Consider the following 14145-nt stretch of genomic DNA (forward strand, 5'->3'; position numbering starts at 1 on the left):
CGTTCAGGTAACCTCGTCTAGCCAACCGAGTCGGTAATTCACTCCGTAATTCGTCTGTGCTTCTTTCGGCAAACAAAAAGCCTCGCCGTTACACACGGGCGAGGCTTTTTGTTTGAGGATGAACGCGGTTACACCGTGCTCAGCTTGATCATGTTGGCTTTGCCTTTCTCGTTAATGGGCATGGAGGCCGTGCTGATGAACACGTCGCCGGGGTGCAGGTGGCCGGTGGTGCTCAGGATGTACTTAATGTCCTGAATGGTGTTGTCGGTGCTCACAAACCGGTCGTAGTAGAAGCACCGCACGCCCCAAGCCAGGCTCAGCTGCGTGAGAATGGCCCGGTTGTCGGTGAAAACAAAGATGTGTGCGTGGGGGCGGTATTTGCTGAGTTGATAGGCGGTGTAGCCTTTGTGCGTCATACCCACCACAGCCTGGGCGCCGGTAGCCCGGGCAAGTGAGCAAGCCGCCGCAATAACGCTGTTCGTGTAGAAGGTTTGCGGCTGCGCTAGCGGGTCGCCGGGGGCAAACTCGCGGTAGTACAGCGCCTCGTGTTCTTCGGCGCTGCAAATGGTGGCCACCATCGAACGAATAACTTCGGTGGGGTATGCACCCACGGCGGTTTCGGCCGATAGCATCACGGCGTCGGCTCCGTCGAGCACGGCATTGGCCACGTCGTTGGTTTCGGCACGGGTGGGGCGCGGGTTCACAATCATGCTTTCCATCATCTGCGTGGCCACAATCACGGGCTTGCCGGCGCGGTTGCATTTCTGGATGATCATCTTCTGGGCCATGGGCACTTCCTCGGCCTTAATTTCCACGCCCAGGTCGCCGCGTGCTACCATTACCGCGTCGGTAAGGGCAATGATTTCATCGAGGTTGCGCAGGCCTTCCGGGGTTTCAATTTTAGCCACTACCCGCGTCTGCTTGCCGCTCTCGGCAATTATTTGCTTGATGGCGCGAATATCCTCGGCGCGTCGGGCAAACGACAACGCCACCCAGTCTACGTCGTTTTCGAGGCCGAAACGCAGATCCTCCAAGTCCTTTTCCGTCATCGAGGGGGCCGAGACGTCGGAATCGGGCAGGTTAATGCCTTTGCGCGGCTTCACGGTGCCGCCGTAAATCACCTCGGCCTCTACTTCCTTTTCGCGGTCGGTGCTGAGCACTTTCAGCTCAATCTTGCCGTCGTCGATCAGGATCATGTCGCCGGGCTTCACGTCGCGCGCTAAGCCCATGTAAATGGTGCTGATGCGGCCGGGTCGGCTGATTTCCTGCTCGCCGCACACTAGCGTTACTTTCTCGCCAACCTTAATCTCAAACGAGCCGCCTTCCACGTCGCCAAGGCGAATTTTGGGCCCCTGTAAGTCCTGCAGCAAGCCCACGTGCTTGCGCATGTCCTTATTCAGGCGGCGCACCAGGTTAATTACGGCCAAGTGCTCTTCGTGCTTGCCGTGCGAAAAGTTGAGGCGGAACACATCCACACCCTCGCGCATGAGCGTGCCCAGCCTTTCGTAAGTGTTTGAAGCGGGACCGACCGTGGCCACGATTTTAGTTTTATTAAACGCTGTTACGTTTTCCATGCAATGAATTCGGGAAGTGCTTAAGGATGAAGTGGGCGCAAACGCCCATGGTCCCGGGAAACGGGAGAGACGCCCTAAAGAAACGGAGGCTAGGCGGAAAACGAAGCGCATTAAACAACACGACTCCGCTCGGAAGCCACGCCTATCATTTCCTGCTTCGCTATTGCAAACGATTGAAACGCCTGTACGGGCACTTCAGGCAGGAGTAGTCACCGCTTTAAAAAGCGTAATTAAAACTGAAAATTCTCTTTAAACTTGAGTGCGTTCGGGTCGAAACGGCACACGTACTGCACCAGCGGCAAGGCGGCCAGTTGCTCCATCAGCGCATCTGCGTCGAGCGAACCGGTGCCATTAGTTACCTGAATCAGGTAATCGTACTCCTTGATGTCGGGTGCCAGAAACGGCTTTTTCAAAGGAGAAGGGTCCACCGAACGGTTCCGCAGCAGGCGCAGGGTGGCGGTTTCAGTGGCGTGCAAGTAATTGCTGATAACTAGTCGCCCACGGTTTAGCAGGTCGTAAATGATGTCCTGCTGCTTCACCAAGCGCAGGCGTAAGGCTTGGTTCAGCGCCCACGCCAGCTTATGGTCGCGGCTCGATGAAACCACCCCAAACAGGTCGAAGTCGCAATCGTAGTCGCACTCAAGCGTGAAAGTTTTCATGGGACGGAGAAGCTACGGGGGCCGGGCAAAAATACGGACTTGGCAGGCCGAAACCAGCGCCGGCCGCCCTGCATTTCAGCGGGAGTAGTTTGACAATGTTGGGGAAGATGGTGTTATTTGTGGCGAGTTTTCTTTAAACCCCCACGGAAATGTCTGAAATCGCAGAAAAAGTAAAGAGCATCATCGTTGATAAGTTGGGCGTTGAGCCGTCGGAAGTTACTCCCGAGGCAAGCTTCACCAACGACTTGGGCGCTGATTCGCTCGACACGGTTGAACTGATCATGGAATTCGAAAAAGAATTCAACGTGAGCATCCCCGATGATCAAGCCGAAAACATCGGTACCGTGGGTCAGGCTATTTCCTACCTCGAAGAGCACGCCAAATAAGGCACGCATACCTTTCTAGCTAAAGCTCCACCGCTTTGCCGGCCGGCCCGCCGCCGGCCGTTTTTCTTTCCCCTTCGCACTCCAGTATGGCCCAACGAAGAGTTGTCGTTACCGGTCTTGGCGCAATTACCCCCCTTGGCAGCACCGTTGCCGAATACTGGGACGGCCTGCGCCAAGGCGTAAGCGGAGCTGATAGCATCACCCGTTTCGACGCTAGCAAATTCAAAACCCGCTTCGCCTGCGAAGTGAAGGGCTACAACCCCGATACGTATTTTGACCGCAAAGAAGGCCGTAAAATGGACCTTTTCACGCAGTTTGCCGTCATTGCCAGCGACGAAGCCATTCGCGACGCCGGCTTGGAGGGCAACGTGAACAAGGACCGCGTAGGCGTGATTTGGGGTTCTGGCATTGGCGGCTTACGCACCTTCCAAGAAGAGTGTGTGCAGTTCGGCCGTGGCGATGGTACGCCGCGGTTTAACCCATTCTTCATTCCAAAAATGATTGCTGACTCCGCGTCGGGCAACATTTCGATTAAGAACGGATTCCGGGGCCCGAACTTCATTACCACGTCGGCTTGCGCTTCATCGTCGGACTCTATTGTGGCGGCCCTGAACTACATCCGCGCCGGCATGGCCGACGTGGTGGTGACGGGTGGCTCCGAGGCAGCCATCAGCGAGGCGGGCATTGGTGGCTTTAACGCCATTAAAGCCATGAGCGAGCGAAACGACGACCCGAAATCGGCTTCGCGTCCTTACGACAAGGACCGGGATGGTTTCGTGTTGGGCGAAGGCTCGGGTGCGCTGATTCTGGAAGAATACGAGCACGCCAAAGCGCGCGGCGCTAAAATTTACGCTGAGGTGCTCGGCGGCGGTCTATCGTCGGATGCTTACCATATTACCGCGCCCGACCCTACGGGTGAAGGCGTAGTGCTGGTGATGCAGAACGCGTTGCGGGACGCCGGTATTGGCCCCGAAGCGGTAGACTACATCAACACCCACGGCACCAGCACCCCGCTGGGCGATGGAGCCGAGGTAAAAGCCATTCAGAAAGTATTTGGGGAACATGCTTACAAGCTGAACATCAGCTCGACAAAAAGCATGACCGGGCACTTGCTGGGCGGCGCTGGTGGTATTGAGGCAGTAGCCAGCGTGCTGGCCATTCAGCACGGCATTATACCGCCCACCATCAACCACGTTACCGACGACCCCGAACTGGACGCTGGCCTGAACTTCACGTTCAACCAAGCCCAAACTCGCGCCGTGAACGTGGCCGTGAGCAATACCTTCGGCTTTGGCGGGCACAACACTTCCGTGGTGTTCGGCAAGCTGCGCGACTAATTATGGCAATACTACGCGGCGGCCAACCGCTTCCGCTTTTCGGATTTTTCCGTCGCTTGCTCGGCGGCGACCGGGCGTTTCGGCAGGCAATAGCCACCGTTACGGGTCGCACGCCGAGCAACGCGCGTTTGTATACCCTGGCCCTTACGCACGCCTCGGTGGTGCGCCAGGCCGAGCAGGGCAAGCACCTCTCGAACGAGCGGCTGGAGTTTCTCGGCGACGCCATTCTGGGAGCGGTGGTGGCCGAATACCTGTTTCGTAAATTCCCCTACGAGCCCGAGGGTTTCCTCACGGAAATTCGTTCGCGCATAGTGAACCGGGAAAGTATGAACCAGATGGCCCTGAAGCTCGGCCTCGATAAACTCGTTCAGCTGGACCCGGCGCAAAACCGAGCGGCCAGGTCCCGGTCGGTGAACGGTAATGCCCTGGAGGCGCTGGTAGGGGCCGTGTACCTCGACCACGGCTATACGGCAGCCCGTCGCTTTGTGCTGGCGCGGCTTATCCGGCCGTTTGTGGACGTGAAAGCCCTGACATCGACTACGGCTAATTTCAAAAGCAAGCTCATTGAGTGGGCGCAGCGCAAAGGAAAGTCCCTGCGCTACGAGCACAGCGGCGAGCAGCGCCCTGGCGGCGTAATGGAATTCACCGTGACCGTTTTTGTGGAAGACGAGGCCGTGGCATCGGGTATGGGCCTCTCGAAAAAGCAGGCCGAGCAAACGGCCGCCGAGCGGGCACTGGTGGCACTTGGTATGTAATTAACTCTGTACCGCTGAGGGCAGAACAGGCGACTTTCTTCATGAGAACCACTGGCACCTGCCAAACCGAACAGCTTCGGTTTGGCAGGTGCCAGTGGTTTTATAACGGCGTCCGTAAGGCAGCAATAAACTGCGCCGGGTGGCAACTACCTGCATCAGACAACCCACGCGCGGCATTTGCAGTTACTTGCAGGACAAATCTTCCTCCTTCCAGCTGACTCTTTATGCGACTTGCCGGCGCCGCTCTCAACCAAACTCCCATTGACTGGACCAACAACCTGCGCAACATCTGCGAGGCCATTCAGCAAGCTAAGGACGCCCAGGTGGAGCTGCTGTGCCTGCCGGAGCTGTGCCTAACGGGCTATGGTTGTGAGGATTTGTTTCTACACGAATGGCTCAGTGAAACGGCGTTGGAAAAGCTGCAGGAAGTGCGCCGCTGCTGCACCGAGCCCAACATGGTGGTGTGCGTGGGCTTGCCCGTGCGGCTCGATGGCCGCACCTACAACACAGCTTGCGTTATCCGTAATCAAGAAATTCTGGGCTTCGCGGCCAAGCAATTTCTAGCCAACGACGGCGTGCATTACGAGCCCCGTTTCTTCAACTCCTGGATTGCCGGCACCACCGGCACCGTAACTTACGGTGAGGAGCAATGGCTGATTGGCGACCTGACGTTCGAGCACCAAGGCGTGCAGTTCGGCTTTGAAATTTGCGAGGATGCCTGGCGCCCCGCCGAAGACCGACCCGCCCCACGCCTCACGGCCCGCGGCGTGCAGCTGATTGTGAACCCCTCAGCCAGCCACTTCGCCATGAGTAAAACCGACGTACGCTACCAACTGGTGCTGAAGGCGTCGCGGGATTATCAGGTGACTTACCTCTACGCCAACTTGCTCGGCAATGAAGCCGGGCGCATTACTTACGACGGCGAAATCCTGATTGCGCGTAACGGCGAGTTGCTGAAGCGCAACCAACTCCTGAGCTTCAAGGACGTGGACCTAGAATGGACCGACGTGGATTTCCGGAACGAGCCGGCCTTGACTACGGAAATAGCTGCGCTGCCCATACCCGATGAGTACCGCGAACTAAACCAAGCCTTAAGCCTGGCCTTATTCGATTACTTGCGAAAGGCCCGCAGCAAGGGCTTCGTATTAAGCCTTTCGGGAGGGGCCGACTCGTGTATGTGCGCCGTGGGCGTGGCCGAGTCTGTGCGGCTGGGGGTGGAGGAGCTTGGGGCCGAAACCTTCATGCGCAAAGCCGGCTGTTTCTCGGAAGAAGACATCAGCCAGGTAGCTCAGCACGGGGCACTAGCGGCAACTCCGACGGGGGTAACGGTAGCCACTGACACCGGCTCGCGCACCCAGGTTGTAACCGACCAAGACCGGCAAGCAGGCGATACTGACGCAGGTCAGACGCTCAACCAGCAACTCACGCGCCGCCTGCTTACCTGCGCCTACCAAGGAACCGTTAATTCCTCCGACGATACCTATCTATCGGCCAAGGAGCTAGCCGAAAACGTGGGCGCGGTGTTCTTTAACTGGGACATCGACCAGGAAGTGAAGGGCTACGCCGGGAAGATTGAAAATGCCCTGGGGCGGGATTTGTCGTGGAAAACCGATGATCTGGCCTTGCAGAACATTCAGGCCCGGGTACGTGCCCCCAGCATCTGGATGCTGGCCAACGTGCTCAATTGCCTGCTTATTACTACTTCCAACCGCTCGGAAGCTGCTGTGGGCTACTGCACCATGGACGGCGACACGGCCGGTAGCATTTCGCCCATTGCGGGAGTGGACAAGGACTTTGTGAAGAAGTGGCTGGTGTGGGCCGAAAGCGAGCTGAACTACCCCGGCCTGCGCCGCGTGAACAGCCTGGCACCCACCGCCGAGCTGCGGCCTCTGGAAGACAAGCAAACCGACGAGCGGGACCTGATGCCCTACGCGCTGCTCAACCGCATCGAGCGGCTGGCTTTTTACGAGCGCCTGAGCCCCGAGCAAGTGCTAGCCAGCTTAAGCGAAGAAATGACCAGTACTGACCGCGAGCAGCTCAAGACCTACGTGCAGCGCTTTTTCACGCTTTGGAGCCGCAACCAGTGGAAGCGGGAGCGGTATGCACCGTCCTTCCACCTCGACGATTACAACCTCGACCCCCGCTCGTGGCTGCGCTTCCCCATTTTAAGCGGTGGGTACACCGAGGAACTGCGCGCGTTATAGCCCCATATACAGGTCTTGGGTAAGCGTTCCGCAAAAGCGGCTGGCTATTGCTGTGCTAAACTTTAAGGTGCCCGAAAGGCTATCTGCGGCCGCCGCATGGACCAAATGATATGAGTTATCCATGGACTGCTAATTATGACTTTTCCATCGGCCACCGATGGGGGCAGAACAAGCAGGTGCCAGAATGGAGGAGCTTTTGCATGCAGGCTTTGAATAAATAAGCTACATTAACCGCAGCTTCTGCCGCTAAGCCGAAAGCTGACAACCAAAGTCCCATTAAACCCTTTCTCCTTCGTTGTATGAACGAAATCTACACACCTACCTCCTGGAGAGGTAAACTACGAACGCGCCTTTTTGCACTAGCTTCGGCGCTTCTGCTGGCACCGGCCGTAATGGCCCAGGTAGATGTAACGGTTGGTAATCCCAACAACGCTTCTGGCCGCCGTCCGCTTGGTACTTGGTACGGGTTCGAGCGGAGCGCGATGATTTACACCGCGGCTGAAATTGGTAGCAGTGGCAATATCAGTCAGGTTGGGTTCTATCTCAACTCGGTTAGCACCCCCGGCGCTGCACCCACTAAAATTTACCTGAAAACAGTTACCAATAGCGCCTTTGCCGCTGCCACCACTGTGGCAAGCGAAATAAGTGGGGCTACGTTGGTGTACGATGCTACCATTCCGGCCTCGGCCTTCGTGGCTAATACCTGGGTAAGTGTGCCGCTGACGACGCCTTTCGCCTACAATGGAACCAGCAACCTGGAAGTAATTGTAGAAACCAATGCCGCTGCTGAAGGCAATGAAAGCAGCACGGGCAAGGTTTTCCGCTATGCTACGACGGGTGTTGCCCGCGCCCAGTTCTGGAATGAGGACAACACGGCTCCTGTCGCCGTTGGTGTTCTCAGCGCCACTCGCCCCAACATTCGCCTGACCGGCCTCACGCCGGCCAGTTGCGCCGCGCCTACGGCCCTGGCCGTTTCTGCTATTACGGCCACGTCGGCGCAGTTGGCGTTTACGGCTGGTACCGGCAATACCTCGTACACGGTAACGTATTACCCCACGGCTACGCCTGCCAGCGTAACCACGGTTACTCCAGCGCCTACGGCCTCGCCCGTCACGCTTTCCGGCCTCCTTGCCAATACTGCCTACACGTTAACGGTAGTGGCTAACTGCTCGGCCACCAGCTCGTCGCAGCAGGTAACTACTTCGTTTACCACGTCTTCGCCCGCTGATGATGCGGCCGTAACGGCTGTATTCACGCTGGGCAAAGTTTCCACGTACTCGTCGCCGGTAACGGTGCAGGCCGTGGTTCGCAACGCTGGTAGCGCTGCTATTACCAACCGTATCGTTGTGCTGTCTGTTAGCGGGGCTACCACCTTCACCAACGCCCAAACCATTGCCTCGCTGGCTCCGGGTGCTTCCACCACGGTAACCTTTGCCGCTTACCCGGTAACGGCAACCACCGGCGCTAACACCGTAACGGTAACATTGGCCGCCGATGACGTCGCCACCAACAACGTCCGCACGTACGCGCAAGCCATAACGGCTGGTCAGCTGTCTTACATCGATGCCTCGCAGCCGGTAACGGCCTCGGTTGGTGTTTCGAGCACCACGCCCAACGGTATTTTGGCTGTTAAGTACACTACTAACCAAGCTTCTGTTCTGAACGAGGTGCGTTTGGAGTTCCTTGCTAATGCTACTACTACTTCCACGTACCAAGTAGTGGTTTTGAACGCTGCCGGCACGGGTGGTACGCCAGGCACTGCCCTGTTTACTTCGCCTACCCTGAACCGTCCGACGGCTGCCGGAATAGTAACGGTGCCCATCACTGGTAATATTACGGTTAACGGTCCGTTCTTCGTAGGTCTGAAGGAAATTTCGGGTAACGTGGGCATCGGCTACCAGGTAGAAGACCCGCTGCGCCCAGGCACGTTCTACTTCCAGTCGCCTGCCACCGGCGCATGGGCTGAAGTAAATACTACTGCCCTGCGTACCCGCCTCGCCATTGAGGTTGGGTTCAGAACCGTAACGGCTACGCGCAGCATCGAACTGGCTAATGCTATTGATGCTTTCCCGAACCCAGCTACCGAGGCTTTCACGCTCAACCTGCCTGCCCTGGGAGGCGAGCGTACTGCTCAGCTCACGCTTGTTAACAGCCTCGGCCAGCTGGTGCAAACCCGCACCCTGACTTTGAACGCTGCTGGTACGCAGACGCAAATGGAAGTAGGTCACTTGGCCAAAGGGCTGTACACTCTGAAAGTGCAGGCTGGCAACCAGTTGGCAACCAAGCAAATTGTAGTTCAGTAAGCATTTAGGTGTAGCGCAGGTATCTTACCTCCTGCGTTTACTGCACTGCAAACAAAAAGCCCGGCTCAGATGAGCCGGGCTTTTTGTTTGCGCAGGGTGGAGGCTAGCTGAAAACAGATGAAACTCAGAGGCTGAGAACCAAGTGCAGGTGAGTTTACATTACTTGGCCGTCAAGCTCTGATAAGAGCTACCTGAGCGTTGCGAAAGCGGCATTTTGGGTATTCATACTGGCAAAAGCAAAGGGCCGGAGAAAGTAAGTTCCCGGAGTGGCGTTTTGTGGTGTTATACAGCATGACCAGCGGCCTGCGCAACTAGGAAAGATGACGGCGAGGCGTTTTGAAGCATGGTCAATTCTGGCAGTGCTCAGGTAGTAACAGGAAAACCGGCACGATTAAGCAACGACGGTAAATAAAAATCCCCGCCGAAGCCGGCGGGGATTTTTGTCTGCTGGCAACAATGTCAGCGCAGGTAACGAAGACTACTCGCGAACGATACGGCGGGTGTCAACGCCGCCTTCCGTAGCAACACGCACGGTGTATACGCCAGCAGATAGCGCCGACAGGTTTACTTCCGTCTGGTGCTTACCCGAAGCATCGGGCGTCAGTACCTGCGTGTGCAGCACCTGGCCCAGGCTGTTAAACACCGTTAGCGTAGCGGCCTTGCGGTAGCCTTGCAATTCCAGCGTCAGGCGGCCCGAGGGGGTGGGATTGGGATACACCAACAAGCTGGTACCTGCTGCTGCGGTCCGGGAGCCCAGCACCACGTTAACAGTGACGGAGTTGGAAACCGGTGAGGTACAGCCTTGCACTGTGCTGTACACCGTGTAGGTACCGCTCTGCGCAGGCGAAGTCAGCGTCAGCGTAGAGCCGCTGATGATACCACCTTGGGGGGAGCCGTTAAAGTAAAACTGGTTACCAGCAGCGGCGCTCGAAGTCAGGACCACCGTGCCGTTGGGCTGGGTTTGGGCCGTGAGCGTAGGAGCGGCAGGCGTGGCGCGTACCGTGAACGTGGTAGTGGCGCTAACGGCTGGGCAGGTGCTGGTAGCGGGCGCCACGTTGGTTACGGTGTAGGTTCCGGCCGAGCTGCCGGCAACGGAAATAACCCCGGTGCTGGCGTTGATAACCAAACCAGCCGGCGAAGCCGAGAACGTACCGGCCGTGGCACCAGCTGCCAGGTTAGGCGAAATGTTGTTGGCTACCCCGGCGCAGTACGCCCCGGCTGGGTAGGAGAACGTGGCAACCGGCCCGGCTACCGTCATGGTGCGGGTGGGCACGGGCGTGAGTACGTCGTTGCTGGTGTTGGCGTCGCCCACGGCGGTGGCGGTTACGGCAAAGCTGTAAGTGCCCTGCGCCGTCATGTTCAGGGTGCCGGGCAGCGTTACGTCCTGGGTAGCGCCAGCAGCTACAGTGCCCGTGTTAACCGTGGTGGTAAAGGTTTGCGGCGTGCCGTTCGGAGGCGTTACCACTACCGTAACCGTTACAGGGTAATTGGCCAGGTTGAGGGCGGTAGCAGCTGCGTTGCGGAAGCGCACCGTAATGGCTTCGGCCGGCGTGAAGCACGAAGTACCGGCGGCCGGGCTTACCAGCGCCTGCGGGGCTACGTCGCTGGCCAGGGTCGAGAATTCGTACGCGCCCATATCGGGCGTGGTGCTGCTGCGCGTGGTACCAGCAATGTCGGTGGTAATGCCGGCAATGGGCGTGCCCAGGTTGTTAAGAGCCGCGTTCAATGGTACCAGGCTACCCGTGGTAGGAGCGGTAAACTGCGGGTCGATGGATACGCTGTTCTGGTCGTAGGCATTGCTGCTGGCGGCTTGCCAGTCGGTCAATGTGGCGAAGGCCGTACCGAGGTAGCCCACGTTGCCGCCCGGAACGAACAGGTCGTTGTAGTTCGAGGTGGTTGAGCCGGTAGCCGAGGACAGGTAAATGCCGTACTCTACGCCCGTTCCGGTGCGCTCCACAACCACGATGTTGTTGCGGAAGTCAACGTTGGTGCCCGTAGACTGCCAGAAACCATACGAGGCCGAGGTTGAGGTGATGGTGGACGGGGCCCGAAGGTTAATGGAGTTGTAGTAGTAGCGTACGTAGCCGGAGGCCGTGTTGTAAATGCCGTACTGCGTGCCCGAACCGTTGAAGTTGTAGAGCACGTTGTTTACCACGTCGTTTTCGGCACCGGCAGCGCCCGCACCCGTGGTAAAGTAAATGCCGTAGCTGACGGCTGTCGAAGCCGGCTCGCCAGTGGAGGTGTCATGAATGCGGTTACGCAGCACGTCTATGTTGCGCGACGACGTGCCCACGTACACGCCGTAGAACGTCGAAACATCGGTACGCGTGGGGCGGCCGATGTCGTTGGTCTCAATTAGGGCGCCGTCTTGGGCCGTTGCGTACACGCCGTAGAGGTAAAACTCCTTCACTTGGTTGCCGCGCACAATGTTGCCCGTGGCCAACGCCGTGGCGCTGGTGCCCACCAGGGTAATGCCGTAGTAACCGCCCGTAATGGTGTTGTTTTCGAGCAGCAGTGAGCTGGCTGAAGCACCCGCCGTGGTAGCGCCCGTTAACGAGCCGCTTACCACAATACCCGCGAAGTTAGACGACGTGGAGGTGACGCTGCTCGTCACGGTGCAGTTTGTAATGCGGTTGTTGTCGGCGCCGCCGGTGAGCAGAATGCCCCAGCCGAAGGTGCCGGGCGTGCCGCCGTTGGTGGCATCAACAACGAGGTTGTTAATGGTCACGTAATCGGTGCCATCCAGGGTAACTACCGCGCGCTCAGCTGATACCGAAGGTGCGAATTGCAAGGTGCTGCCACCGCCGTTGAACACAACGGTGTTCGTAGCGCTGGCGCCGGGAATGGTGTTCAGCACCAATTGGTCGGTGTAGGGGCCGCCCGATACGGTGAAGGTTACCGCGCCGCTCACGCCGCCCAGGTTCAGGGCATCGGCGGCGGCGGTAAAGCTGGCGAAGTTGGTACCGCCCGTAGCCTGGCCGTTGTTAATGGTGAAAGCACCCGAAAGCGAGGTTCGCACGGTGAACGTTTGCGAGTTGTTGCTCGGGTTAGCGTCGGTGCCGCCGTTGGGCAGGCTGCTGGTTACCGCAAGGGTGTTCAGGCCCACTACAAAGTTGAGGTTCGACAACGTAATCTGGCCGGTTTGGCCTCCGGCAATGTTCAGGCCGGTAAAAGCCTGGGTAACGGCCGTGCCGCCGTTCAGTACGTACGTCAGCGTAACCGAGGTGAGGGGAGAGGTACCGTTGTTGAGCACGTTAATGACCGCGTTGCGGGTGCCGGCAGTAAAGGGCGCCACGGGGCTGGCCAGGCTAACCACGGCAGCGTCGTTGGCGGCTGGCGTAAACTCGTAAGCACCCATGTCGGGAGCCGTAGTGCTGCGTGTAGCGCCGGTAAAGTCGGTGGTTACGCGAGCCAGCGGGGCGGCGCTGTTGTTCAGCGGAGCGGCCGTGGGACGCAAGGTGCCAGCCACAAAGCCTGGGTTTACCTGCACGCTGTTCTGGTCGTAGGCATTGGAGTTGGCAGCGCGCCAATCGGCCAGGGTAGCGTAATCGGTGGTGCCGTAACGGCCGGTAAAGTACTCGGGGCCGGTGCCCACGTACAGGTCGTTGTTGTTCGAGGTAATGGTGGAAGTGGCCGTGACAAAGCCCAGCGCGTACTTGCTGCCCGAGCCGCCCGTGCGCGTTACCGACACCACGTTATTGCGGAAATCGATGCCCGTTGCGGCGAGGGTTTGGTAGAAGCCATAGGTCAACTGCGTAGCCCCGGTAGCGCTTTGGTTATCCAGCGAAATGGTGTTGTGGTAGTAGCGGGCGAAATCCGAACCGGAGTTGTAAATGCCGTACTCGGTGCCTGAGCCGTTAAAGTCGTAGATCAGGTTGTTCACGGCATCATTTTCCTGACCGGCTACGGCGTCGTTGGCGGTGTAGTAAATGCCGTAAGCAGCGCTGGTTGCGGCTGGCTCGCCGGTAAACGGCGCGTGAATCCGGTTCCGCTCAACATCCGTGTTGCGGGTGTTCGAGAGGTAGATGCCGTAAAACGTGCTCACATCGGCTCGCGTCAGGCGGTGAACATCGTTGCCGATAATCTGGGCGCCATCGGCAAACTCTACGTCGATGCCGTAGAAGTAAAAGTCGCGCACCACGTTGTTCTGAATGGTGTGCGCGCCGGCCAGGGCTGTAGCGCTGGCCCCGTTCAGAATAATGCCGTAGTAACCACCCGTAATGGTGTCGCCCTGCAGGGTGAGGAAGTTAGCGGAGTTGCCGGCCGTAATAGCCGAGGTGGCCGAGCCACTGGCCACAATGCCCGCGAAGTTGGTGGAGGTGGAGGTAGTGCTGCTGAGGATGCTGCAGTTGATGAGGCTGTTGCGGTCGGAGCCGTTCATCAGGTGTACGCCCCAGCCGAAGGTGCCGGGCGTGCCGCCACCGGTAGCATCAATAACAAGATTGTTCAGGGTCACAAAATCGGCGCCGTTAAACGACACCACGCTGCGCTGGGCGCTAACCGACGGCGCAAAGCGCAGCACGCTGCGGTTGCCGTTGAACGTCACGGTGTTGGTGGCGCTGGTGCCGGTTATGGCGTTCAGCGTCATTTGCTCGGTGTAGGGGCCACCCGTTACGTTAAACGTTACCGGGCCGCTCACGCCGTCGGTGTTCAGGCGCGCGGCGGCGGCGGTAAAGCTGGCGAAATTGGTGCCGCCCGTAGCCTGGCCGCTGTTAATGGTGTAAGCACCGCTGAGTGGGGCTTGGGCCCAGGCAGCTGACGTGGTGCACAGCAGCAGCAGGGCGCTGGCACAGTGGCGCAGCCGCGAAGGAGCAGCCGCAAGACGTGTTAGAAAGGGCCGCTTTCGGCCGGGTAAAATTGTTCGCATGAATGGTGGATTGTGGGTGGTGGGTGTAAAGAGGGAAAGGTGGATAAACAAAGAAGCCTG

General features: G+C 58.4%; 8 protein-coding genes. 5 read left to right on the plus strand and 3 right to left on the minus strand.

The window, feature by feature from the left end; all coding sequences use genetic code 11:
* Nucleotides 1–128: 128 nt before the first annotated feature.
* Together pyk and ABD903_RS01305 are read right to left on the minus strand one after the other, a co-directional pair.
* Nucleotides 129–1574 carry a pyruvate kinase gene (pyk, locus tag ABD903_RS01300; RefSeq protein ID WP_345220654.1) on the minus strand — a complete coding sequence of 482 codons (1446 nt, stop codon included), beginning with the start codon at nucleotides 1572–1574 and terminating at the stop codon, nucleotides 129–131.
* A 230-nt stretch (nucleotides 1575–1804) separates the two neighbouring features.
* Nucleotides 1805–2233 (minus strand): IPExxxVDY family protein, encoded by a 429-nt coding sequence (locus ABD903_RS01305; protein ID WP_345220656.1) that lies wholly within the window; start codon nucleotides 2231–2233, stop codon nucleotides 1805–1807.
* Between the two features lie 149 nt (nucleotides 2234–2382).
* Between ABD903_RS01305 and ABD903_RS01310 the strand changes: the two genes are divergently transcribed.
* The 5 genes from ABD903_RS01310 to ABD903_RS01330 all read left to right on the plus strand — a co-directional run bounded on the left by ABD903_RS01310 (nucleotide 2383) and on the right by ABD903_RS01330 (nucleotide 9218).
* Nucleotides 2383–2619, plus strand: a complete 237-nt coding sequence (locus tag ABD903_RS01310; RefSeq protein WP_151079153.1) for an acyl carrier protein — start codon at nucleotides 2383–2385, stop codon at nucleotides 2617–2619.
* An 86-nt stretch (nucleotides 2620–2705) separates the two neighbouring features.
* The gene (fabF, locus tag ABD903_RS01315) at nucleotides 2706–3956 is read left to right on the plus strand and encodes a beta-ketoacyl-ACP synthase II (protein WP_345220663.1); all 1251 of its coding nucleotides are present in this window, start codon (nucleotides 2706–2708) and stop codon (nucleotides 3954–3956) included.
* 2 nt (nucleotides 3957–3958) lie between these two features.
* Entirely contained in the window at nucleotides 3959–4711 is a 753-nt protein-coding gene (rnc, locus tag ABD903_RS01320; RefSeq protein WP_345220665.1) for a ribonuclease III, read from the plus strand.
* Nucleotides 4712–4935: 224 nt separating this feature from the next.
* A complete protein-coding gene (nadE, locus tag ABD903_RS01325; protein WP_345220667.1) occupies nucleotides 4936–6915 on the plus strand; it encodes an NAD(+) synthase in 1980 nt (659 codons plus the stop codon).
* A 299-nt stretch (nucleotides 6916–7214) separates the two neighbouring features.
* Nucleotides 7215–9218 carry a T9SS type A sorting domain-containing protein gene (locus ABD903_RS01330; RefSeq protein ID WP_345220668.1) on the plus strand — a complete coding sequence of 668 codons (2004 nt, stop codon included), beginning with the start codon at nucleotides 7215–7217 and terminating at the stop codon, nucleotides 9216–9218.
* 478 nt (nucleotides 9219–9696) lie between these two features.
* On the opposite strand, the gene ABD903_RS01335 is transcribed toward ABD903_RS01330, so the two are convergent.
* Complete coding sequence (locus ABD903_RS01335) at nucleotides 9697–14085, minus strand: beta strand repeat-containing protein (RefSeq protein WP_345220669.1); 4389 nt, start codon at nucleotides 14083–14085, stop codon at nucleotides 9697–9699.
* Nucleotides 14086–14145: the final 60 nt, after the last annotated feature.

The sequence above is a fragment of the Hymenobacter koreensis genome (assembly GCF_039541855.1).
Taxonomy (GTDB): domain Bacteria; phylum Bacteroidota; class Bacteroidia; order Cytophagales; family Hymenobacteraceae; genus Solirubrum; species Solirubrum koreensis.